Below are 24,509 nucleotides of genomic sequence, written 5' to 3'. Positions count from 1 at the left end.
GAGCGTGGCGACGTGACCGCTGATACCCCCGAAGATGACCCGCGCCGGAAGTTGGCCGACACGATTGGTTGCCTGAGTAAAAATGTTTCACGGATGGACTGCCCGAGCGATCGCACCGCTGGATTACCGACGATGAGTTGTCTGATTGAGTCGCAGGTGGAAAGAGATGAATCATCGTGTCGAAGGGACCGAAAAATGTTGGGACGACGGCGACTCGGGTGAGGCCATCTTGCACGTCTGGGCGGCGCTCATCAGCGATGGATGTCAACTGAATCGCCACATCGCTGGCCGCCCAGGAAGCCATTGCACTTGGCGGACCAAGAAAGAAAGGCAAATTGCGATAACCGGATTCCGATTCACGTGCCTGCACCCTCTATCATGTAACTGGCTGCTTTGACGTCGTGCTTTACGGAGTCGACCAACACGTGGTGCACACGCATGTTGCGAAGGGCGAGCATTGAGAATCTTTCTTGGCATCGATTGGCATTCGGAGTCTCAATACTCGCATTCGTAAACCGCCACCGGAACTCCGGATTCAGGCGTTCGCATTCAGGTAATAAGAAATTGGGGGCAATGGCGCCGGCGACTTCGCAAATCCCTTGACGGGTAAAATGTGGTAAGATAGCGCGCCCATGGGACCTGCGGTTTAGGCCTGGACAAGTTACGTGGATTTAGTTGTGGCTATCCGATTTACTCGCTCAACAATGAGGAATCACGATGATTTTAGGTAAGTTTTGGCGTTCGATTGCAGCCCAAATCAACAAGTTGGCTAACTTCTTTTGGACCGCCGATCCGATTGCTCAAATGCAGTACGAGTACGACAAGGCGGTCGAAGAAATGAAGGCTGGTCGCGAAGGGCTTGAACAATACCGGGGTTTGGTCGAGCGAGTGTCGCGTCAAGTGACCGACGACAAACGTCATCTCGATAAATTGCAATCCAAAGTAAAGGCTTATTTAACGGCGGGCGACCGCGTGACAGCGGGCAAGTTTGCGGTCGAGCTAAATAAGGCGAAAGCACAGCTTGCCGAAAACGAAGAGCAATTGGCCATGCACGAGAAAGCTTACGACAACAATGTCCGTAAGGTGAAGAATGCGATGGGCAAACTGAAATCGATCCGCGAAAAGATTCAGGCTTACGATGCAGAATTGAAAATGAGTCGCGCCGAAGCCGAAATGGCTGAATTGGCGAAAGACTTCAATTTTGACGTCACAACCGACTTTGGCCAAATTGAACAAGTCATCCAGGAAAAGATTTCGCATAACCGTGGCAAGGCTAGAGTCGCAGCCGATTTGAGCGGCGAGGGTATGGAAGACATTGCGCGCGAGGAAGCGATGGAAAATGCGATGGCCGAAGATGCACTGCGAGGTTTTGAAGTCGAGTTAGGTTTGGTTACGCCGCAAACCGCTAAGATCACCGACGATGTGAAAGAGCTAGGACCTGGCACCAAAACCACGCAATCAAATTGATCTGATGAGCAGCCCTTCACCGATGGATCAACCTTCGCGAAAGGTCTCGGTGCCCGACTGGTATCCCGGTTGGGCTCGCGAGATGGCGAACCTCTATTTTGCTGCGAACACTTGCGTGTTTGTTCTGCATGGCAACGTCAATGATCTCTATCATTGCCGAGTGACCACAAAGGGAAAGACGGTTGATCAGTTTTGTGGCCTGACCGATTTCTTATCGCTGCAAATTTTCGGGGCATGGGATTTGGTCACCTCCTACGACATGGGGCAAGGTATTCAGGCACAAGCCGGTGCTGACCAGCAGCGCCACCGCGATATGATGGCGATTCTCGCCACGAACATCGGAAGCCCAACCACATGGACTCGTTCGCCCGATGATGTGTTGACCAATTACCAACGAATGATCCAGAGGAATTTGCTTGAAGACAGTCCTGCGGATCGTAAACGGATCGCGTTTCTATTTCCCTACGCCCAATTCCTTGTCCCCGCAGCGGCTCAATCGAGTATCGCTAATACGCAAGCATCCCATTTGGTTCGGTTTCTGTCGTGGGCACAGAACCCCTATATTAAACGGGTCAATATGGCGATCTGTTTGATTACCGAAACGCTCAACGACTTAAACAAACGGCTCGTCGAAGATCCCCACGTCGCGACGATCGATATCCCTTTGCCAAGCGATTCGACGCGCCGCGTGTTTATCGAAACGTCGTTCGACATGGAGGATTCGGAAAGTGCAGATGCCGAGTCGGAGAACCAGCAGAATTCGAAGGGGATGTCCGTTGCCTCCATCACGCAAGTTTCCAACGGACTTAATTTGGTCAATTTGAATGTGGCGATGTCACGTAGCAAATTGTCAGGCAAATCAGTCGATGTTCGCGAGTTTCGGCGTTTGAAGAAAGACCTGATCGAACGCCAATGTCATGACTTGGTGACGTTCCTTGAGCCAACGCATACCTTGGATATGGTCGTTGGTCACACGGCAGCGAAAGATCGCTTAAAGCTTGACGCCAAATGGATTGTCGAGGGACAACTTGATTCGGCGCCGATGGGTTATCTGATATGCGGACCTGTGGGCACAGGCAAAACGTTTATCTCCGAATGCTATGCTGGATCGATCGGTATTCCTTGCCTAGTTTTGAAGAATTTTCGCTCCAAGTATGTTGGCGAAACCGAAGGTAATTTGGAAAAAGTGCTTAGCACGCTTCGGTCGCTCGGTCCGGTAGTGGTGATTATTGATGAAGCCGACGCGGCACTTGGGAATCGGGAATCCGGAGGCGATTCTGGGACTAGCAATCGAGTGTTCTCGATGATTGCCAGCCAGATGGGGAATACGCGGTTCCGTGGCAAAATCATTTGGATGCTACTCACCAGTCGCCCCGAACTACTGCCGATCGACTTGAAACGCCAAGGCCGCGCCGAAGTTCATATTCCATTATTTTATCCCAAGGAAGAATCCGAACTGAAGACAATGTTCGCGATCATGGGAAAGAAGAACAAGGTTGTGATGGCTGACGATGCGATTCCCGACGTATCGATTGATCGGGAATTGAGTGGTGCCGATATCGAGAGCATTGTGCTCGGAGCCAAGCGTGAGATGATGGCCGAAAATCGAACCATGCTGACACGTGCTGATATGCAATTGGCGCTCGACAGCTTTATTCCGTCGGCGCAGGGCATGGAGAAACAGTTGCAAGAGTTGGTAGCGGTACTGGAATGTACGGATCGGCGATTTTTGACCGCCCAGTGGCGAGAGGAACTGAGCCTTCCAAATGGAAGAGCGGTGTTGCAGAAGAAGGTTGCTGCGATACAAGAGTACTTGGGTAGAGACTGATGAGACATAGCCTAAAACACGACAGGAGAACAAAATGAGTCGAAAAAGTTGGATGGATGAACAGGGCGAAACCACTCTGATTGATGATTACGCGAGCCAATCGACATCGTTTATTGATGCAATGGCCGATGGCAAAATCGATGAATCCGAAGTCCAATCCCAAGAAGCGAAGTTGGTCGCTTTGATGAAAAAGATTGAACCGACACTCGATGACAAACAGCATGCCGAAATCACGGAATTGCTTTGCGAAATGTCCGTTTACAGCGTAATGCAACTGCTCCATACCGCTTATCAAGCACGCATGAGCCAAGGCGTATCAGGGCTCAAGCTTTAATCAAACATCTTGTTCTAACACACACACATTATCACCGGAGAGTTTCGATGCCTGGTAAACCTACCCCGTTATTCTATGTCGCGACAGTCGCCGTCATTGCCGGTCTGATTGGATTCGCAGGCTACCGAGCCACGCGGCCTGCCGACGATGGCATTCCTCAACCCATTGCCGCTAATGGTTCCGGTAGTTCGGCGTCAGGCAGCGGTGAGAACGATCTTGACCTGAGCAAAATCACGGGTGCGGAGTCTCCTGACTCGGTTGGCATTACCACGGTCAAAGAATACGAATTCAAGCCCAGCGAGCGGTTGCCAGAAGTGAAAGGCACGGCTGCTTACAAGCAGATGGAAGACAACACGGTTCGCTTTGCCTTGAACGTCTGGGCCGGATGGGCACCAATCATTCAAGCCAACAACGGCTTTAGCGCGGGCAAAGTATGGAAGACGCCATCGGGTGAAGAGTTCAAAGTCGAATTGGTGCTAATCGATGATCCCGTCGCGATGCGTGACGCTTACACCAGCGGCGAAGTACATATTGGTTGGTGTACACTCGACATGATGCCGTTGTTGATGGAAGGTTTTGTCAAACGCAATGGTGATCCGATTGATAGCCGTGTGATGCCGCGAATTTTCCAACAGGTCGATTGGTCCAACGGTGGTGACGGTATCGTCGCTCGCGGTGGCATCAAATCGATTAGCGACCTACGTGGCAAGAAGATTGTTTTGGCTGAAAATTCGCCCTCGCAATATTTCATCATGAACATGTTGGTTTATGGTGGCGTGCAACCATCGGAAGTCGAGTTTGTTTACACCGCGGATGCATTCCAAGCTGCGGCCGCTTTCAATTCGCAAAAAGACATCGACGCGGTTGTTTCGTGGGCTCCAGACATCTACACGTTGTCGGAAGTCAAAGGGAACACCATGATCGTTTCGACCGGAACGGCGAACAAACTGATCGCGGATGTTTGGTTCGCGCGTGCCGATTTTGCGCAAGAACATCCTGAGATCTGTGAAGGGATCGTGCGAGGCATCTTTGATTCGATGCAAGAGCTCAACACCGACGAAGGGAAACAAAACGTGGCGACGTTGATGGCGGATGGCTACGGTTTGCCCGCCAGTGACGCACTTGGAATGTTAGCGGATGCTCACAGCACGAATTGGGCTGAGAATTACCAGTTTTTCTTGAACAAGAACAACCCCGCTAATTTCGAACGTGTTTGGAACCAAGCTTACTACATCTATCGCCGCATCGGCAAAGTCACGCATCGTACGGTCAAGTTTGATAACGTGATGGACTTTTCGATTATCGAAAAATTGGGTCAAGAAGATAAGTATGCCAATCAAGTGGACGAGTACACGGTTCCGTTTATCAAAACGACAACCAGCCAAGTCCGTGGTGCCGAAGAAATTCTAACCAACACGGTCGTGATTCACTTCTTCCCCAACAGTTCCGAGCTATACAAGAAGATCACCAAGAAGGTTAACGACAAAGATGTGGAATCGCTGTACGACCCGAAGGTCGATTTCGTTTTGGAGGAGATCGCGAAATTGGCAGGCCAATTTGGGACGGCTCGGATTGTGATCGAAGGTCACACCGATAGCTCGATGCGAGGGCAAGCGCCGGCTAGCTTGGTGAAAGAGCTGTCACAGTATCGAGCCGATGCCGTGAAAAATGCGTTGGTCAAGAAGTTTGAACTCGATCCAAATCAGTTCAACACGGATGGTGTCGGTTGGGATCGTCCAGCTGACCCCGAAGACGCGATGAACCACGCCCTGAACCGCCGTGTGGAAGTGAAGATCTACCCGGCCGAAGCGATTGAGTAAAGGGTTCACGCCGGCGGTTAGGATTTCCGCATCGACGGCGTGATTGATGCAATAGGGAACCCCATTTTCATTCATTGAGCAAACGATCGTTGAACGAACCAACTGACAAATCGCCTTCCGAAACGACGGCTCAACCGGACACGCCGGTTCGTCGCAGCAAGCATCGATGGTTTCCCATTCGAGGTGAGATTGGCTTGGTCGTATCGATTGTGCTCGGTGTTTCGTGCGTTGTATTTCTCTATGGAGCATGGTGGTTTCTGACACGTGGCGAGATCGCCGAGGAACGGATCATCGGCCCCCAAGCTTTGCCGAGTCCTTCGGAAACCTTCGAAACCTTCTCGCTGCTTTGGACGGATCGCAAGTTGTTGCTCAATACGTGGACGACGCTTCGCCGAGTGACGATCGGCTTTGCGCTTGCCTCTCTGGTTGGAATCCCGATGGGGGTACTTGCCGGTTGCTTTCCACCTGTCAAAGCATTTCTGACGCCAATGATTCTGTTCGGGCGAAATATCCCGATCGCTGCATTGGTGCCGTTGACGTTTTTCTTTTTTGGCATCGGCGAGTACCAGAAGATTATCTTTATCTTTCTCGCTTGCGTGGCGTTTGTCGTAGCCGATACGGCGACTTCGATTAGTAATGTCGGCCAGCAATATTTGGATACGGCCTACACGTTGGGCGCGAATCGTTGGCAATCGATTGTCAAAGTCTTGGTACCACTCGCGATGCCCGCAGTGTTTGATTCCCTACGTTTACTTTTTGGATTGGCGTTTGGCTACATTATGCTCGCCGAAACCATTAAGCTAGGTAGCGAATCGGGTGGACTAGGGAACTTGATTTTGACGTCACAACGGATTGGCCCGCGAGCACATATCTACTTGATCATATTGATCATCCCCATCGTGGCATTTGTGCTCGATCGATTATTGTTCCTGGTTCAAAAGGGGCTTTTTCCACACAAATACGGTGGCAATGGATGGGCATTGTATGGCGTGCGAATGGTTGCACACGGTCTAGATGACTTGAAGGGATTGTTCTTTAGACCATCGGAAGAAACGGAGTGGCGATCGTGAGCGATTCGAATTCGAAATCAGGCGAAGCCCACGTTGGCGAGAAGGTAGGTGTTGGAAAGGTGGTGGACGTCACGTCGCCGCCTCATCCGGCGACTCCGCCGGTGGTGGAGTTTGATCACGTTACAAAGACCTACAACGATGGACAGCCGAATGCCTTTACTGCGATCAAGGACATCTCGTTTGTCGTGGAGGACAAGCATAACCACGGTGAGTTTGTTGGTATTTTGGGACCGAGCGGATGCGGTAAGAGCACCATTTTGAAACTGATCGCAGGGCTGGAACCTCAGCATCCAGCGACGCTTGGCACCGTGTCGGTGTTAGGCAAGCCCGTTACCGGACCGGGGGCGGATCGTGGGATGGTGTTCCAAGACTACACCAGTTTCGATAATCGTACGGTGCTAGACAATGTCACGTTTGGGCTTGAGTGTCGTGGTATGCCACGGCGAATTCGCGAAGAACTTGGTCGGCATTGGATCGACCAAGTGGGGCTCGACGTCGAGAATGACCAGTACAAATTTCCGCATGAGTTATCGGGCGGGATGCGGCAACGCGTTGCGATTGCACGAACTCTGATCTTAAAACCTCGGGTAATTTTGATGGACGAACCGTTTGGGGCACTCGATCCACAAACGCGATTGAATATGCAGGATTTGTTAGTTAGTTTGTGGCGGAAAGTGGAGGCCACGGTGTTCTTCATTACTCACTCGATCGAAGAGGCGGTTTATCTCGGCGATCGTGTCTACGTTTTAAGTAGCTCTCCTGGTAGACTAGTGCAAGAATTGGAAGTCGAACCGCCCGACCGGCCGGCCGCCGACATGCAACGAGAGCCAGAATTTCGCGAAACGGTTTATTACGTGAACGACTTGATTGCGGCGGAAGAAGCCTTGAAACAAGCGGGCGCAGAGTAAGGGTTATCTGTGCTGAACTACATCAAAACAGCTTTTTTGAATCAGTGGAATCTGCTGTTGTTCGCGGGCGGGATGGGCTTTGCGTTCATCTCCGGACAACCCGATGTTGCAGTGCCCGTGGTGATCGCAGCGGAAACGGCCTATCTCGGTTTGCTAGGGACACATCCGAAATTCCAAAAGTACGTCGATGCCCAATCGGCAAAAGAGTGGCGCAAAGACTCTAGCGAGAAGAACCAACAGGTTCTTGATCGAATTACCTCGACGTTGCCGAAACCACTGCTCGACCGCTACAACGGTTTACGTCGACGCTGTCAATTGCTAGGTCAAATCGCTAGCGATTTGAAAGAACCGTTGGTGTTCGGAAGTCATGAGCAGCTTGAGTCAATGCAACTGCGCGGGCTCGACCGATTGTTATGGGTTTTCTTGCGTTTGTTGTTTGCCCAGCACCAATTGGAGCAGTTTCAAGAAGCGGTGTCCGAAGAGCAGATTCAAGCGGATTTGCAGCGAATTGACTCGCAACTTAATCGTCTTGGCAATACCGATACGTCAAGCGATGTTGCGAAAATCCGACGTACGTTGCTGGATAATCAGGCAACGTTGAACGAGCGACTGAAGAACTATGCGCAAGCGAAAAGCAATTATCTATTTGTGAAATTAGAGCTTGATCGGGTTGAGAATAAGATCAAATCGATATCGGAGTTGTCTGTTAATCGCCAGGACCCTGAATACATCAGCGGCCAAATTGATGCGGTTGCCAACAGCATGAAAGAAACCGAACGCACGATGAACGACCTTCAATTCGTTACCGGAATCGGCAAACTCGATGACGATGCCCCTGAATTGATAAGCGGCAGGCAAGCTCAGGTTGAGTGAATCTTTGGCGATCGAGGCCCGTTGAGTTGTGTTTTTCTCGCTATGACGAAAGCACTTGATGGAGGTACTTGCCGGTTGGGGTTGACGGGTTGGTTGCGATGGTTTCAGGTGCTCCCTCGCCGATAATGTGTCCGCCTTCGAGGCCGCCCGTGGGGCCGAGATCGATAATCCAATCGCATGCGGCAAGTAAGTCGAATTGATGTTCGATGACGAGGACCGTATTGCCTGAGTCCACAAGTTGTTGAAGCACTGCGACGAGACGTTCGATGTCTTGGAAATGAAGCCCCGTGGTTGGTTCATCGAGCAGGTATAGGGTTTGACCGGTGGAAACGCGAGCCAATTCGGTGCCAAGTTTGATTCGCTGAGCCTCGCCGCCACTAAGCGTTGTACTTGATTGGCCTAAGTGGACGTACCCAAGCCCGACCGATTGTAGCGAGCGAAGTTGTCGTTCAATCCGAGGGACGTTCTCGAAGAACGTAGCCGCGTCGTCGACGCTCATCGCTAGCACGTCTGCCACCGACGCTCCTTTGAAGCGAACTTGTAGCGTTTGTCGATTGAACCGCTTGCCGCCGCAACGTGTGCAGGAAACAAACAGGTCACTTAGAAAGTTCATCTCGATTCGTTCGACGCCAAGTCCTTTGCAAAGCTCGCAGCGACCGGCGGCGGAGTTGAACGAGAATCGGCTTGTTGTAAAGCCGCGTGTTTTGGCTTCACGCGTGGTCGCAAACACCTTGCGAATTTCATCGAGCACGCCACAGTAGGTCGCCGGGCAGCTTCGCGGGCTCCGCCCAATCGGGGATTGATCAATCAAAATCAATTTGTCGATGGATTCGGCACCTTTTAACGAACCGAACGGCCCTGGTGCGTTGGCTTGTAATCCCAGGTGGGCGGCCAAAGCGGGGGCAAGCGTGTCGTTGACAAGCGAACTTTTGCCACTGCCTGACACCCCGCTAATCCCCACCAACATGCCGAGTGGGAATTTCGCAGTGACGTTCTTTAGATTGTGCGTTTTGACATCGGCAAGCTCAATCCATTGTGACTTTTTGGGGACGCGACGCTGCTTAGGAATCGGAATCCGTTTTTTTCGCGACAAGTATTGGCCGGTTAAGCTCTTCGTGTCCTTTTCGACTTGCTTGGGCGTCCCTTGGCTAATGATCTTGCCCCCATGGCTTCCAGCACCTTCGCCCATATCGATTAGGCAATCGGCTGCTCGCATCGTCGCTTCGTCATGTTCGACAATGATCACGGTGTTGCCTTGCTTGCGAAGATCTTCGATGCAATCGATTAAACGATCATGGTCCGCTGGATGAAGTCCAATCGATGGTTCATCCAAGACATAGCAAACGCCGACGAGGCCGCTGCCGATACTTGTTGCCAATCGTACGCGTTGCAGCTCGCCGCCACTTAGCGAATCGGCGGCGCGATCAAGGGTCAGGTATTCGACACCGACACGCTGAAGGAACGACAATCGCTTGATCACTTCGGCCGTAATCGGAGCAGCAACTGCGGATTGGAGTGACGAAAGGGATTTGTCGATGGTAGCCATCCATGAAGACGCATCCCCCAACGGCATCGCGGCGAGTTGATGGATCGCGGTATCCTTGATCGTGACGCTAAGAGCTTCTTTGCAGAGTCGCCCACCTCCACAATCAGGACACGTTTCTTTTTGGTCCGCGTTGTTGATGTGGCCAAGGCCGTCGCACGTTCGGCATGCACCGTAGGGACTATTGAAACTAAAGGTTCGCGGTTCGATTTCCTCGAAGCTGGCTCCACACTCGACACACGCCATTGCGGTCGAATAGATCGCTGCTTTCCAATCCCCCGAATCGTCTTGGATCAGCGACGAGGCCAGTCCGTTGCCCAGACGCAATGCCAACAGCACGCTTTCACGTAGCCGGGAATCACCATCTTGATGGCGGCGTTCGTCATCTGAGCGGATCACCAAACGATCGATCACCGCTTCGATAGTATGGTTTTTTCGCGGTGCCAATTCAGGCACTTCGTCAAGCAAGTAGGTTTCACCATCGGTGCGAACTCGAAGCAGTCCTGCTTGGCGGATCGAGTCGAAGACTTCTCGGTGGACGCCGCGTCGACCTCGGACCATTGGGGCCATTAACACTATCTTGGTTCCATCGGGAAGGGAGGCAAGTGATTCGACAATCGCATCGGGGGACTGTTGAGCGATCGCAGAATTACAATTCGCACAATGAGGTGTGCCGACGCGAGCATAGAGGAGTCGCAAGTAGTCGTAGATTTCGCTGATGGTCGCGACGGTGCTACGTCCGTGCGTCGATCCTGGCTTCTGGTCGATTGCCAACGTCGGAGCGAGCCCATCGATCGAATCAACATCAGGCCGAGGAATTTGGTCTAAGAATTGTCGAGCGTAGGCCGAAAGGCTATCGATGTATTGCCGCTGGCCTTCGGCAAAAAGGGTATCAAAGGCCAGCGAACTTTTTCCGCTGCCCGACACGCCGGTGATGACCGTAAGTTTGTCCCGAGGGATATCCACATTCACGTTTTGCAGGTTATGCTCGCGCGCACTGCGGATTTGGATACAGGAGGCTAAGGCCTTGGTGCTGCTCCTCTTCCGTGCGGGCTTTCGTTTTGTGGCGGCCTTGGGCAAAGATGGGTCTCCTGATCAGAAGTGGTGGGATCAAATTGGGCGAGTGGTGGAATTCGCGATGAGTCACTAAGATTGCGGTCGAGAAATTGGACATCACCCTTCCCGACCCTGCAAGCGTGTTACTTGCCCCATGAACTCTATTCGCTTGTACGATCAACGCGAACATTTACTGCTAGCAAGCTATGCAATGCACAGCTGCGATACGGAGGGGCGTGTGCATGCCGAATCGCCTCACCCATACCGGGGGCCTTTTGCCAGGGATCGCGACCGGATTTTGCACAGCAGCGCGTTTCGGCGACTGAGTGGGAAAATGCAGGTGTTCACCGGTGAGATGGGGATTTACCATCGTACTCGGTTAACTCACTCGTTCGAAGTGGCGTCGGTCGCTCGAACGATGGCTCGTGTATTGAGGTTGAACGAGGATTTGACCGAAGCGTTGGCGCTCATGCACGACATCGGCCACCCGCCGTTTGGCCACTGTGGCGAGGATGTGTTGAGCGAGCGGATGGAAGATGTAGGGGGGTTTTCGCATAACGAGTTCGCGTTGGTGATTGTAAACGAACTTGAACAGCGTTATAGCGCGTTCACCGGTCTGAATTTGTCGCGTGAAACATTGGCTGGCCAAGACGTGCGGGCACATAAAGCCGAAGCGGCTGTCGGACGTGCTCCGTTGTTGGAAGTCCAATTGGTCGATGCGGCAGATTCAATAGCCTATGACGCTCATGATGTCGACGATGCCCTGCAAATGGGATTGTTGACAGTGGATGAGTTATCGGAATTAGCGATCGTTCGCCGGGCGATGGAGGCGATCCGAGCGCGGCACGGTATGTTGCCGATCCGCGAGTTGCGGCAATCGCTGGTTCACGAGCTGATTGATTTGCAGGTCAGTGAACTGCTTAGCGTGGCAGTCGAAATGATGCGTCCGCTTGATGGACGCAATCATGAAGACCTGCAAAACCTAGGCGTCCGATTTCATCATGGTGATGTGCTGAGGAAAGAACGTCGCGAATTGGAGTCTTTCTTGTTTAACGCCGTCTATCGTCATCCAAGGCTGATCCCGGTACGTGATTCGGCGGCTCGTCGGTTGAGCGAGTTGTTTGAACTTTTAGTCGCAGATCCCAATCGATTGCCCCTGCGGTTTCGCCAACGTCAGCGGACCCTTCCGCTCGAAAAAGTCGTTGGTGAGTATTTGGCGGGCATGACCGACGCGTTTTGTGATCACCAGCATCGCTACGCAACCACAACTCCGCGCGGTCCATTGGCGGATTGGTGATGCAAATCTCTAGGCGATAAAAAATGCCGATTAGGCAAGGTTTGCTTATCTTGCGGGTTGTGACGGTCCGATGAATAGGAGTGGAGAATCGCTATCGATTCGGCCGCAGGGACCCTGCGCCGACGGTTTTCGGTCCACTTTCGCACGACCTTCGAGGGGCAAAAGCAATGCAATCGCCAATGAATCACTACCACCCAAATGCTGTGCTAGCAAAACCTGCGTCGATTCGACATGCTGTAATTTTTGGCGTTTTCGCAACCTTTCTAATGGCAAACGTGGTCACCGGTCCGAGTGTTTCCGGCGTTGAAAACCAGTTGCGATCAACCAATCAAACGACTCCATCTGTGGATGAATCACGCGTCAGTTGGCAAGCGAAACGGCCGTCGCCGATGCAATCTACACATCGCGGTTCGCTCGTGTCGCAAGCGGCGCACGGAAACGTGATTGATGACATGCCACCGGCGAAATTGGTTAGCGGCAATGTCCGCCAAGCTGGTTTCTATGATGGCGGCTGCAATTGCGATGGTCCCGTCTGCGATTGTGGTGGCCCGGTTTGCGGTGCAGAACCGAATTGTGGCATGGAGTACATGGTTGAACCAGGCTGTGGGATGGAAGTGGTTTGTGGTGTCGAGCCGACTTTCGGGTATGAGCCCGGTTGTGGTGCCGAAGTCTACTACGAAGGTCCAACTTGCGGTTCAGAAATGGCGTGCAACCAATGTGGTGACTTCTGTGATGGTGGTTGCGATTCAGCGTGCCAAGTTCAAACGATCCCGTTGTTTTTGCCACTACTGCGAATTGATTGGCGCCGTTTCGACTTCTTCGCTGGAGTTCAGGGCTTTAAGGGGCCAATGAATTTCGCGAATACGGACGGCACCAACGGCAACAGTCGTGTCGGTTCGGGAAGCTTTGGCTTCTATGAAGGGTTCAACGAAGGTCGCTCATTGAAACCGCTTTTTGGCTGGGATATGGCGATGCAAGTAGGTGCCCGAGCGACTCAGTCAAACCTTTCAGGCGCAGAGTTTACTTCCGAGACACGAAATCAGGTTTTCGTCACTGCCGGGTTATTTCGCCGAGTCGATTACGGTTTACAGTACGGCGTCGTTATCGATTACCTGAACGACGATTGGTATTTCCAAAGTGATTTGACCCAGCTTCGCGGCGAGTTGAGTTGGAAGGATCAAGGTTGCCACGTTTGGGGACTGCAATTCATGGCGGGGCTTGGCGATGACACTTCGACGACGTCGGTCCGCGATGCGACCGGGGCAATCGTCTCTCCGAACATTACATTTGAACCGACCGATCAATACCGATTGTTCTATCGACGACTCCTACACAACGCTGGTTCGTGGGACGCATTCCTCGGATGGACCGATAACGATGACGGAATTATTGGCTCCAACTTGAACTTGCCCCTTCGGCAAAACTTATCGCTGGCTACTGGTGCGACCTTCTTAATTCCGAACCAAGGGTCTAACAGCGGGGGATACCAAGAGGAATCGTGGAACATCGGCCTTGGGTTGGTTTACCGTCCTGGTGGTCCGAAGGGATGTGGGCGATATTGTCGACCGTTGTTTGACGTTGCCGATAACGGCACGTTCATGGTGGATCGATTGTAGCCCGTTCACGGGTTGAACAATCACGGGTTGAACAATCACGGGTTGAACAATCAGGGGTTGAACAATCACGGGCCGAACCCGCCAGAACCGCACTGCCAGAGTAGAATGGTTCTACACTAAAGGGAAATTCGATCCGTTGACCAACTTGATTTTGATTCCAACCGAACTTGAACGCCAAATCATCGAGCCGATGATATCGGGAGCGATTTCAAATTCATCCGGCATCATCGAGCTATGCGGTTTTGGCTTGGTCGCTGCGGCAGCCCGTTCAGCTCAACTGATTGCCCAGCATGCCCCGGCGCGAGTTTATTTGATTGGCATTGCGGGATCACTTTCCGCTTCATGTCGAATTGGGTCAGCATACGAGTTTGGCCAAGTTCGTTGTGATGGTATTGGTGTAGGCGTCGGCCAAAACCATCGGCCAGCGTCGGAACTCGGGTGGAAGCATTTTGGCGATATCGATGATTCGCTTGCACTCGAATCGACTTCCTCATTAAGGCTCGTTAGTGTCTGTGCCGCATCGGCAGCGTTTGCCGATGCCCATCGTCGCGGTAATGCCGATGCCGAAGACATGGAAGGTTACGCTGTGGCGCTTGCCTGTAAGCTAGTCCATACTCCTGTTGTCATCCTTCGTGGAATCTCTAATCAAGCAGGCGATCGCGACCATTCGCGTTGGCAAATCGAGCACTCCCTTCGTGCCGCTGCGGAATTGTTCCTCCAAACCCAACGTGTAAGCGAGTGACGACAACCATTCAACTCGGCATCTCGACCTGTCCGAACGACACGTTCGCGTTTCATGCGTTGATGAATCGGTTGGTTGATTGGCGAGGACTCGATTTTCAGATTCGTTTGCTCGACATCCAAGAACTGAACGAAGGATTGTTCGGTGGCGATTTTGATGTCGCCAAGACAAGCTTTCATGCGGCCCTATTATTGGCAGACGAAACGATTGTGTTGCCGTCGGGTTCGGCAATTGGTTTTGGCGTTGGGCCGTTGCTTCTCTCGTCCTCCGCCGATCAGCAAGACGCGCCAAAGCATTCCGGTCAAGTTGTTTTGTGTCCTGGTGAGCATACCACCGCGACGCTTTTGTTTCGTTTGTTTTATCCGGACACGGCGACGGTTGAGCAGTGTGTTTTCTCGGAGATCATGCCAAGGCTAGCTCGTGGCGAAGCGGACTATGGCGTTTGTATACACGAAGGTCGGTTCACCTATTCACAAGAGGGACTTGGTCTGGTTGAGGACCTCGGGACGCGATGGGAATTGGAGACAAGTTGCCCACTTCCGCTTGGCGGATTGGTCGCTCGGCGAAGCTTACCTGCGTCCACGATCGGGACCATTCAATCGGTCGTTCACGATTCGATCGAGTTTGCTCGCGCGGCCCCTTCCGCTGCATTGCCGACGATGCGGGATTACGCGCAAGAATTCAATGACGATGTCTTGATGCAGCACGTCCATCTTTACGTGAATGATTGGACGGTTGATTTAGGGAGCGTCGGGCGGCGAGCACTTGCCGAGCTGTCCTACCGCGCCAAGATTGGCCGCGGTGGAATTGAAGTCTATAGCCAACGACTATGACTTGCCGAGTTCGCCTCGGGCGTGACGAGCGAGCGTTTCTTGGTACTTTTTCTTGCCCTCTTCGACGCTCGCGCGAATTGCCTTGGTGCTCTCTTCGCTCTCGCGACGTAGGTCGGCAATCATCTCGAGTGACTCGATTTGGAACCCACTGATAGCGTCGACCAATTTTTGTACCGATTCGGGATTGATCGTGCTGCCATATCCAGCTTTCAATGCCGCTCGTTCAAGTGATCGGCCAAGTGTTGCGACATCTTCGAGTCCCTTGTTCACGCCGTCCTTCATCGCTTCGGTCGCCTGCGTGATTTCGTTCAACCCGTGTTGGCTTGTGTAGACCGTCCCGAGAATTGTGAAGACATGCTCGTTGGTGGTAAAGAACGTTACCGCTCGACGATAGACGCGTTCCTTGACATCGTGCGTTTGCTTTAGTTTTGTGATCAGTGTTTCACCGACGTCGTAACCAATTTCAAGGTTCTCGGCGATATCTTTTAGCAATTGATACGTTTCGTCTTCTTTTTCGAATTTGAAACGAGATTCATCACGCGAGAGTTCGAGTTTGCTCTTAATACCTTCTTCGGTACCGGTGTAGGAGTCCAGGGCGTGTTGTGCCTCTGCCAATCCGTCTTTGGCCTGTTGCAACATCGGCGAATGCTTGTCGAGTAGTTCTCGCGATAGCACTTCGGCTTCCTTCAAAGCAAAACGGAAGTCGATGTAGGCTTCCATGATCGCTTCTTCTTTCGTGAGCGCCTCTCGGGTGTCTTTGGAGACGTCGCCATAAACTTCAACAATTTTTTCAAAACGATCGTTTGGGGATCCTCGGCGAATCTTCATCCACCAATTCGACACCTTCTCGGTGCCGCTGATTTTGCCATCATCCAATTGTGAGATCAAACGCTTGCTGTCCTCGCGAACGGAGTCAAACATCTGGGAAATGTCCATGTAGCGGTCACCAATCTTGATGCTTTCGACATTCTCACGGACGAGCGAGTTGAATTCGCTCATATGCTTGATCACGTCCGCGATCGCCACCACCTTGGCTTCATCGATGTAACGGACCTCTTCGAGCAGCGAAATCAATTCTTGAGGGGCGGCATTCTTGTTTTCGCCACCAAATTTTTTCAGGACAACCATTGCGCGATCGAGATACTCACGCATGGAGTTGGTGTCTCGTTCCGCAGCTTTTTCAACGGCAGTTTTAGTTTGGGAATCAGCAGGTTGCGATGCAGACGCTTGCGCTTGGTCGGACATACCGAGGAATCTCCAAGGGGGGTGGCGTAAAGCACGCCAAAAAATAGGAATCGTTTCACCTCTTTAGATTAGGGCCAAAGGAGGGCCAAGGCAATCGTCCCGGTGACGCATTTCCGGCCTCTGGCGGTTCAAATATTGTGAAAAGGTCTCAAATCTTGGGACCTGTTCTTTGCAAAGAAGGCAAACACTGTAGGCAAACGGTGCCAACGCCGTAGAATACTGAAATCAGCGCAATTTCTTCACAATCCTGTTTCCTCGCAGCCCTGATTTTCGCTTCATGTCGAATGCCTCCCAAAGCCAACAAACTGCTCCGCCGCCGCAGCAGAGAAAGTCATTGTCGGAGATTGAGTTACCAGGACAAAACCTGTCGCTTGAGGAGACGCTACGGGTGATGGATGTCGCTCGAGAGCTTCGTAACCGCCGCGAAACCGCTGAGGAAATGTTTCGCCGCGATGACATCCGTTCGGGGCTTCGTGACAAACTGATTCAGACTGCAAAGGTCACTGGCGATAAAGTGACCGCAGCAGAAATCGATATGGCAATCGATCAGTATTTGGCAACCGTGAACACATACGAAGACCCCAAGCCGGGCATGCAAACCTTCTTGGCGCATTGTTGGGTTTGGCGCGATCGGATTGCATTCACAGCCGGATCGATTGCGGTGGTTGCCGGTGGCTTGTGGTTTTTCTTTGCTTAGGATTCATTAATGCCCATATCTGGACCCGTTGTCCATCGCCAATTAATGGACGCTTATTCCAACGCCCAACAGCGGTTGGAACAGGAACGTACACAAGCGACTTCGCATGAGGAACGAGACAACCTCGAAGACCATCGTGGCGAGGCGCTCGTTGAATTGGCCGAGCACTATTTGCCCGAGCTGAGCCGCGACGCAATTCTCAAGACGTGGGTCGACGTGCGCAGCCAATTGGCTGATGTCCTGCGTCGAAAAGAAATTCAACGGCAACACGTCCAAGATCAACTTGAACGAGCGAACCAACAGCGAAAGGAGCTTGAGTCGGCGCTGTTGACGATGAACGCCCAACGAGATGAAGTGAAGGAGGCTATCGAAGAAATCGCCAACCAAGTCGAAGCGGAATTGCGGAAGTCCGCTGAGTTTGTGACCTTGTCGGATCGAGCGGCGATCGCCGAAGCAGCACTCGAGCGAGCGGAAGCAAACTTGAAAGAAATCGAACAAGACGCTGCTGGGAAGCTGCCCTCGTACGACGAAAGCACACTTTTTCAGTACTTGCGCGAACGAGGGTTTGGGACAAGCCAGTACAAGCATCGCGGCTTGACTCGCCGAATGGATCGATGGTTGGCCCGTTACATCAACTACAACAAAGCAAAACAGGGTTACGACTTTCTTCAAAAAACGCCTGAACAGATGCGAGAAATCATTGTTCAAGATCGCGCAGCGTTTGATACTGTGATGGCCGAACTGGAAAAGCATCGTGACGATGCCGCCAATCGTTTTGGGTTTTCTAGCAGAGTCAGCGAGCTACAACAGCTTGAGCAGCAACGCAACGCTCAAATCAAGTTACTCGACCAAGCGACAATGCAAACACAGGGCATTGAAGCGGAGTTGACTGATCTTGAGGGAACTCGAGGTGCGTACTATCGCGAAGCAATCGTGATTTTCCGCAAGATGCTTGAGCAAGCCGACACGCGGGAGCTCGATCGCCGAGCGGCTCAAACGCCGGAATTGACCGACGATCAAATTGTTTCACGCCTAGCCGGTGTGGATGTGGAAATCGGGAAATTGGAGGAAGCGGCAGAACAGCGACGGCAGAGTTTGCTGCACATGCAATCCATGATGGATGCTCTTGGCCAATTGATCCAACGTTTTCGGGCGTTGGAGTTTGATTCGGCGCAATGTCAATTTATCGGAACGCTTGATGTGACCGATGCTTTGTATCGTGCCAAGGGTGAGAGTGATGTTGAATCGTTGTGGCAAGAAATTCGATCCTCGCAGCGATGGGGACCGACGGTGATGGACAAGGTCACGCGTGTTGCCACACATCCGATGACACAAGTGTTGGTTAACGCGATGGCTCACGCAGCCGGTGCAGCCTTGGAATCACACGCCCGCCGAGCTGGCGAGCGGCACCATCGCCGTCGTTGGTAGCCAACGGTGTCTCCTTCGATGCATCTAGACGGAATGTGATGATGGCGAGGACGAGATTTGTGCGAATCCACGCGCATTTTCGTTACCCTTTGCCTAACTAGGACGTAAACTTTCAACGTCAAACTCGGAGCGTTGGGGACTAGGTTAGGAATAAAATGATGAGTCGATTCTTTTTGGTTGCGGTGATCGCTTGCTCGTTTATTTGCAGCAACGCGGAGGCTAAGGGTCGACATTACAATCGTCATAGCCACCATCGCAGCTCCCCTCAAAGCGGCTTTAGCATCCGAATTGGCATCGGAGGGATTTCAGGGTTTGGCTATTCGGGCCACCAATATTCGGGCCACCAATATTCGGGCCACCAATATTCGGGCCACCAATATTCGGGCCACCAATATTCGGGCCTTGGGTATTCTGGCCATCGCTATCAGGCCTATACGTATCCGGTGTATGGATATTCCACGGTCGGCAGCGTCGCTCCGTACGGGCTCGGCTACATCAACGATCCCTATCAATCGGGTAGTTTCAAGGTGCCCGATCTTCTGGACGACCCGCTCTTCATCGAGCAGCACCGTCACGAAAGCCGCTTCCCAGGCCGCCGGCATCGTTGATAGCGTTAAGTCGAACCGGCCGTCTGCAAGGCGAACCGGTCGTCTGCGCTCTTGAAAAGTCGCTCCATGATGCATTTTCGCAAAGTGCAAGACGGCACTTGCGGACGGCCGTCACACCGACAATAAAAGCCGCCGCGTCTCGCTCTATTTCTCAACGGTGACTCTTCTTGCCTTCGTGGGTTCTCTACGCCCGCATGACCGCCCCCAGTTTTCCTAGTTTAGGCAATTTGTCGCTATCCATTGGGGTTCTGCACAGGTTTAGGTATAACGGCTAAACTTTCGTTCCTAGCATCGATTCATCGAGAGTCTTGACGACTTCTGCTACGAAATTGACCCATCACCGGAGCACCGATAAATGACCCCAGTTAAATCACTCAACCACGTCGGCATTGCCGTCCGCTCACTCGACGATCAACGCTCGTTCTACGAAGGCACGCTTGGCGCCCAGTACGAAGGGACCGAAGAAGTGCCGAGCCAAAAGGTTCGTGTTGCATTCTATTTGATCAATGATGTTCGACTTGAACTACTTGAGCCGACGGACCCTGAGAGTGCGATTGCCAAATTTATCGAAAAACGGGGCGAGGGGTTGCACCATTTGGCCTTCACCGTCGACGATATCAAAGCTCGAATCGCCGAATACAAAGAAGGCGGCGTTCGGATGATTGACGACGTCCCTCGTCCTGGGGCCCATCAAGCACAAATTGCATTTGTTCATCCGAAAAGCAGTTGTGGCGTGCTGACCGAATTGTGCCAACCGGCTCACTGATTGGCGTTTCGTGGTGGCTTTGAGTCACCAAGGCAAACGACAAACTTGTGGCGGCGAAAAGCGGCCACTTACGACAATATCACTTCTCCCTTTGAGGCAATCGATGTCGACCTCCAAATTGTCTGTTAAAGACGACTTTCCCACCGTCGAGTACGAAACGTGGCGTACGACGGTCGAAGAGACCCTGCACGGTGCTCCGTTTGAAAAGAAACTGGTCTCGCACACTTACGAAGGGATCGACATTCAGCCGGTCTACACGCGGCGTGACCAACTAGAAGGGTCAAACCCGACTGGGTTCCCTGGTTCCATGCCGTTCGTCCGTGGTAGCAAGCCACTTGGTAGCGTTCTCGGTGGCACCGACCTTCGTCAAGAACACGCTCACCCCGACATCGCGGTCGCCAACAAAGCGATCCTGGCGGACTTGGAAGGTGGCGTGACTTCCGTCCTGGTCAAGCTTGATCCTGCCGCTCGCCAAGGTCTCGAGCCAAACAAGGTTGGCGACACGGTCGGCCAAGATGGTGTGATGGCTTATGATGTCGAAGACTTCGATGCGATGTTGAAGAAAGTGGGCCTCGATATTATCGACGTCACGCTTGACTCCGGAGCCGCGTTTCTTCCTGCAGCCGCGACATTGGCGGGGCTTTGGGACAATCGTGGCGTGATTCCCGCAAAGGCTCGTGGAGCGTTCAATGCCGACCCGCTTGCGGCACTCGCTCGCGAAGGCAGCTTGCCGGTTTCCGCAGAAACCGCGTTGACCCAATTGGCCGACCTTGCGAAGTGGACGTCACAGCATTACCCCCATGTAACCGCCGTTAGTGTTGACACCGCACCGTATCACGATGCTGGAGCAACGGCAGCCCAGGACATCGCGATGGCGATGGCAACCGCTGTCGAATACCTGCGGGCGATGACTGATGCAGGCATGTCGATTGACCGAGCCGCAAACCAAATCTTGTTCCGTCTCAGCCTTGGAACGCACCATTTCCTCGCGATTTCAAAACTGCGTGCCGCCCGCCAATTGTGGGCCCGAGTGGTTGAGGCTTGTGGGGGATCGCCTGTTGGGATGAAACTTCACACGCGAACCGGCAACCGCGTTCTGACACAGCGTGACCCGTACGTCAATTTGCTGCGAAATACAGTCGCTGCATTTGCGGGAATTATCGGTGGTGCGGATGCCGTTACTTCGGTTCCGTTCGATCAAGCAGCTCAACTGCCGAACGAATTTAGTCGGCGAATTGCTCGTAATACGGTGCTGATTCTCGACGAAGAATCACATCTCAACTACGTCGTCGACCCGGCTGGTGGAAGCTGGTTCATGGAGAAGCTAAGTTCGCAGCTTGCCGAAAAAGCTTGGAGCATTTTCCAGGACATTCAGGGTGAAGGCGGCATGCTCGCTGCTTTGAAGAGTGGCTCGGTGGCATCGCAAATCGATGCCGCTTACGCACCCAGGGCCAAAGACATTGCGACGCGTCGCGAAGGGATCACGGGCGTCAGCGAGTTCCCTAACTTGGCCGAAGAACAGCTTGATCAGCGGCCCGTCGATGTGGCCGGACTTCGAACCGCTGCGGCGAAGCGTCAAGAATCCAAAGCGGCAGACATTGCCGACATGTCACTCGAAACGGACTTGTCGTCAGCCTGTTTCAAGGCTGCTAGCGAGGGCGCGTCGATTGGCCAAATCGCCCGAGCACTTGGCTTCCACAAAACGACGACCGATATCACCGCGATCGAACCTCACTTGTTTGCTCAGCCGTTTGAAGAGCTGCGTGATGCAAGCGACGTATGGTGCACGACCAAGGGGCAACGCCCTCGAGTATTCCTGGCGAATATGGGCCCTGTTGCCCATCACACGGGCCGCGCCACGTTCGCCAAGAACTTCTTCGAAGCCGGTGGCTTCGAAGTGATTTCGAACGATGGTTTCAAAGACGCTGACTCAGCGTCAGCCGCGTTCAAAGAAAGCGGCGCAAATATCGCAGTCATCTGTTCAAGTGACAAACTTTATCCCGAAATGGTCCCGTCGGTGACGCCTGCACTCAAGGCGGCAGGGGCACGATCAATTGTTCTGGCCGGCCACCCAGCGGACAACGAGTCGGCTTGGCGTGAAGCGGGAGTTGATCGTTTTATTTTCATCAAATGCGACGTGTTGGCCACGCTACGCGATCTGCTTACTGACGAAGGAGTACTTTCGTAATGAATGCAATCCCTAACTTTACCGAAGTCCCACTGCAATCCCCTTCGAAGTCTGAGGCTTCGCTCGAATCGTGGAAAAAGGCGGTCAGCGAAAACGAAGACCGGCTGAGCTGGAAAACACCCGAACAGCTTCCGATCAATGCGTTGTACTCCGAAGAAGACCTGAAGGACTGCGACCATCTGGAGACGATGCCCGGTTTCGCCCCGTTTATCCGTGGCCCTTACGCCACGATGTACGTCATGCGACCGTGGACAGTCCGTCAATACGCCGGTTTTTCGACCGCGAAAGAATCCAACGCTTTCTATCGCCGCAACTTGGCCGCTGGTCAAAAGGGCCTCAGTATCGCGTTCGATTTGGCGACCCACCGTGGATACGATTCGGATCACCCGCGTGTCGGCGGCGATGTCGGCATGGCAGGCGTGGCGATCGACAGCATCTACGACATGCGAACGCTCTTTGACGGCATCCCGCTCGACAAGATGAGCGTATCGATGACGATGAATGGTGCGGTTCTTCCTGTGTTGGCGCTTTACATCGTTGCAGCTGAAGAGCAGGGAGTTAAGCCAGAGCAGCTTTCAGGAACGATTCAAAACGACATTCTGAAAGAGTTCATGGTTCGTAACACCTATATCTATCCGCCGGAGCCAAGTGTTCGGATTATCGCCGACATCTTCGACTACACTTCACGAGCGATGCCGAAGTTCAATAGCATCAGTATCAGCGGTTACCATATGCAAGAAGCCGGTGCGACGGCTGACTTGGAGTTGGCCTACACGTTGGCTGATGGGCTTGAATACGTCCGAACCGGAATCAAAGCGAATTTGAATGTTGATGCATTCTGCCCTCGCCTGTCGTTCTTCTGGGGCATCGGCATGAACTACTTCATGGAAGTGGCCAAGATGCGAGCGGCTCGATTGATTTGGGCGAAACTGATCAAACAGTTTGATCCCAAAAATCCGAAGAGCTTGTCACTGCGAACGCACAGCCAAACGAGCGGATGGAGCCTTGTGGCTCAAGACGTTTATAACAACGTCATCCGTACGTGTGTCGAAGCGATGGCAGCGACGCATGGTCATACGCAATCGTTGCACACCAACGCACTTGACGAAGCGATCGCATTGCCGACCGACTTCTCAGCCCGGATTGCTCGTAATACGCAGTTATTCTTGCAGCAGGAAACCGATACCTGCAGCGTCGTCGACGCCTGGGGCGGCAGCTACTTCCTTGAAAAATTGACTCACGATTTGGCCGAGCGTGCCTGGGGGCACATTTTGGAAGTGGAAGAAGTCGGCGGAATGACCCAGGCGATCCAAGCCGGCATTCCAAAGATGCGAATCGAAGAGGCGGCCGCTCGAACGCAAGCTCATATCGACTCGGGCAAGCAGCCCGTGATTGGGATGAACAAGTATCGTTTGGAAGTCGAAGACGAATTGAAAGTCTTGCAGGTCGACAACACGGCTGTTCGCACCGCACAGGTCGAGAGTTTGAAAAAGCTCCGTGCCGAGCGGGATCAATCCGAAGTGGACGCGAAGTTGGCTGCCTTGACGGCGGCTGCGAAAGACAAGTCGGGCAACTTGCTTGAATTGGCAGTCGACGCGGCACGTGCCAAGGCAACGGTCGGCGAAATGAGTGCCGCGTTGGAAGAAGTCTACGGTCGTTACGAAGCACCCGTGCAAGCCGTCCGCGGTGTCTATGCGGGGGAAATCAAGGGACACGATTCAATGAAGAGAGTACTGGATCTGGTTGAGCAGTTTGAAAAGGCTGAGGGCCGACGCCCCCGCATCATGGTCGCAAAAATGGGCCAAGATGGGCACGACCGTGGCCAGAAAGTCATTGCATCGGCGTTTGCTGACCTTGGTTTCGACGTTGACATCGGCCCGCTGTTTCGTACTCCTGGGGAAACGGCCAAACAAGCAGTTGAGAACGATGTTCACATCGTCGGCGTTAGTTCACTCGCAGCGGGTCACTTGACGCTCGTGCCTGAGCTAAAGGAAGAGCTTGGCAAACTTGGTCGCGACGACATTATGATTGTCGCCGGTGGAGTGATTCCGCCCCAAGATTACCAATCGCTCTACGATGCCGGTGCCGCAGCTGTGTTTGGCCCAGGAACGGTGATCAGCGACGCGGCAATCATGCTTCTGCAAAAGCTGGCCGACCAATTAGAAATCTCGCTAGCTTCGGCGTAATGGG

At 52.9% G+C, this 24,509-nt stretch carries 20 protein-coding genes; 18 read left to right on the top strand and 2 right to left on the bottom strand.

Features of this window, described 5'->3' with window-relative positions; genetic code table 11:
* From CA13_RS35250 to CA13_RS15880, 8 genes are all read left to right on the top strand, one after another.
* On the top strand, positions 1 to 222 hold a 222-nt coding region (locus CA13_RS35250; protein ID WP_419194430.1), incomplete at its 5' end, for a hypothetical protein.
* Between the two features lie 495 nt (positions 223 to 717).
* Entirely contained in the window at positions 718 to 1,467 is a 750-nt protein-coding gene (locus tag CA13_RS15910; protein ID WP_419194429.1) for a PspA/IM30 family protein, read from the top strand.
* A gap of 4 nt (positions 1,468 to 1,471) precedes the next feature.
* Entirely contained in the window at positions 1,472 to 3,295 is a 1,824-nt protein-coding gene (locus tag CA13_RS15905; RefSeq protein ID WP_146398228.1) for an ATP-binding protein, read from the top strand.
* 34 nt (positions 3,296 to 3,329) lie between these two features.
* On the top strand, positions 3,330 to 3,629 hold the full coding sequence (locus CA13_RS15900) for a hypothetical protein (RefSeq protein WP_146398226.1): 300 nt from the start codon (positions 3,330 to 3,332) through the stop codon (positions 3,627 to 3,629).
* A gap of 47 nt (positions 3,630 to 3,676) precedes the next feature.
* Positions 3,677 to 5,449 carry a phosphate ABC transporter substrate-binding/OmpA family protein gene (locus CA13_RS15895; protein ID WP_146398224.1) on the top strand — a complete coding sequence of 591 codons (1,773 nt, stop codon included), beginning with the start codon at positions 3,677 to 3,679 and terminating at the stop codon, positions 5,447 to 5,449.
* An 89-nt stretch (positions 5,450 to 5,538) separates the two neighbouring features.
* Positions 5,539 to 6,519 (top strand): ABC transporter permease, encoded by a 981-nt coding sequence (locus CA13_RS15890; RefSeq protein ID WP_146398222.1) that lies wholly within the window; start codon positions 5,539 to 5,541, stop codon positions 6,517 to 6,519.
* The gene (locus tag CA13_RS15885; RefSeq protein WP_419194428.1) at positions 6,516 to 7,427 is read left to right on the top strand and encodes an ABC transporter ATP-binding protein; all 912 of its coding nucleotides are present in this window, start codon (positions 6,516 to 6,518) and stop codon (positions 7,425 to 7,427) included. The genes CA13_RS15890 and CA13_RS15885 overlap by 4 nt, the downstream gene beginning before the upstream one ends.
* Positions 7,428 to 7,436: 9 nt before the next feature.
* On the top strand, positions 7,437 to 8,300 hold the full coding sequence (locus CA13_RS15880) for a hypothetical protein (RefSeq protein WP_146398218.1): 864 nt from the start codon (positions 7,437 to 7,439) through the stop codon (positions 8,298 to 8,300).
* 40 nt (positions 8,301 to 8,340) lie between these two features.
* On the opposite strand, the gene uvrA is transcribed toward CA13_RS15880, so the two are convergent.
* On the bottom strand, positions 8,341 to 10,809 hold the full coding sequence (gene uvrA, locus CA13_RS15875; protein WP_419194427.1) for an excinuclease ABC subunit UvrA: 2,469 nt from the start codon (positions 10,807 to 10,809) through the stop codon (positions 8,341 to 8,343).
* Positions 10,810 to 11,053: 244 nt separating this feature from the next.
* Here uvrA and dgt point away from each other — a divergent pair, with 244 nt between their 5' ends.
* From dgt to CA13_RS15855, 4 genes are all read left to right on the top strand, one after another.
* Positions 11,054 to 12,196 (top strand): dGTP triphosphohydrolase, encoded by a 1,143-nt coding sequence (dgt, locus tag CA13_RS15870; RefSeq protein ID WP_146398216.1) that lies wholly within the window; start codon positions 11,054 to 11,056, stop codon positions 12,194 to 12,196.
* A 179-nt stretch (positions 12,197 to 12,375) separates the two neighbouring features.
* The gene (locus CA13_RS15865) at positions 12,376 to 13,812 is read left to right on the top strand and encodes a DUF6666 family protein (RefSeq protein WP_146398214.1); all 1,437 of its coding nucleotides are present in this window, start codon (positions 12,376 to 12,378) and stop codon (positions 13,810 to 13,812) included.
* A 136-nt stretch (positions 13,813 to 13,948) separates the two neighbouring features.
* A complete protein-coding gene (locus CA13_RS15860) occupies positions 13,949 to 14,554 on the top strand; it encodes a phosphorylase family protein (RefSeq protein WP_419194426.1) in 606 nt (201 codons plus the stop codon).
* Positions 14,551 to 15,387: a 1,4-dihydroxy-6-naphtoate synthase gene (locus CA13_RS15855; protein WP_419194425.1), complete on the top strand. Its 837-nt coding sequence runs from the start codon at positions 14,551 to 14,553 to the stop codon at positions 15,385 to 15,387. The genes CA13_RS15860 and CA13_RS15855 overlap by 4 nt, the downstream gene beginning before the upstream one ends.
* Here CA13_RS15855 and CA13_RS15850 read toward each other — a convergent pair.
* Complete coding sequence (locus CA13_RS15850) at positions 15,382 to 16,632, bottom strand: cell surface protein (RefSeq protein WP_146398212.1); 1,251 nt, start codon at positions 16,630 to 16,632, stop codon at positions 15,382 to 15,384. The two genes, CA13_RS15855 and CA13_RS15850, sit on opposite strands and share 6 nt — an antisense overlap.
* A gap of 277 nt (positions 16,633 to 16,909) precedes the next feature.
* Between CA13_RS15850 and CA13_RS15845 the strand changes: the two genes are divergently transcribed.
* From CA13_RS15845 to scpA, 6 genes are all read left to right on the top strand, one after another.
* On the top strand, positions 16,910 to 17,329 hold the full coding sequence (locus CA13_RS15845; RefSeq protein ID WP_146398211.1) for a DUF6384 family protein: 420 nt from the start codon (positions 16,910 to 16,912) through the stop codon (positions 17,327 to 17,329).
* 9 nt (positions 17,330 to 17,338) lie between these two features.
* Positions 17,339 to 18,757, top strand: coding sequence for a coiled-coil domain-containing protein (locus CA13_RS15840; RefSeq protein WP_146398209.1), 1,419 nt, complete (start codon positions 17,339 to 17,341; stop codon positions 18,755 to 18,757).
* Between the two features lie 158 nt (positions 18,758 to 18,915).
* Complete coding sequence (locus CA13_RS15835) at positions 18,916 to 19,365, top strand: hypothetical protein (RefSeq protein WP_419194424.1); 450 nt, start codon at positions 18,916 to 18,918, stop codon at positions 19,363 to 19,365.
* 355 nt (positions 19,366 to 19,720) lie between these two features.
* On the top strand, positions 19,721 to 20,131 hold the full coding sequence (gene mce, locus CA13_RS15830; RefSeq protein ID WP_146398205.1) for a methylmalonyl-CoA epimerase: 411 nt from the start codon (positions 19,721 to 19,723) through the stop codon (positions 20,129 to 20,131).
* Positions 20,132 to 20,234: 103 nt separating this feature from the next.
* Positions 20,235 to 22,319 (top strand): methylmalonyl-CoA mutase family protein, encoded by a 2,085-nt coding sequence (locus CA13_RS15825; RefSeq protein ID WP_146398203.1) that lies wholly within the window; start codon positions 20,235 to 20,237, stop codon positions 22,317 to 22,319.
* Positions 22,319 to 24,505, top strand: a complete 2,187-nt coding sequence (gene scpA, locus CA13_RS15820; protein ID WP_146398201.1) for a methylmalonyl-CoA mutase — start codon at positions 22,319 to 22,321, stop codon at positions 24,503 to 24,505. The genes CA13_RS15825 and scpA overlap by 1 nt, the downstream gene beginning before the upstream one ends.
* The last annotated feature ends 4 nt before the right edge of the window (positions 24,506 to 24,509 follow it).

The sequence above is a fragment of the Novipirellula herctigrandis genome, from assembly GCA_007859835.1.
GTDB lineage: Bacteria > Planctomycetota > Planctomycetia > Pirellulales > Pirellulaceae > Novipirellula_A > Novipirellula_A herctigrandis.
The sequence above is the reverse complement of the archived record's forward strand: the minus strand, read 5'-3'. Positions and strand labels throughout refer to the sequence as shown.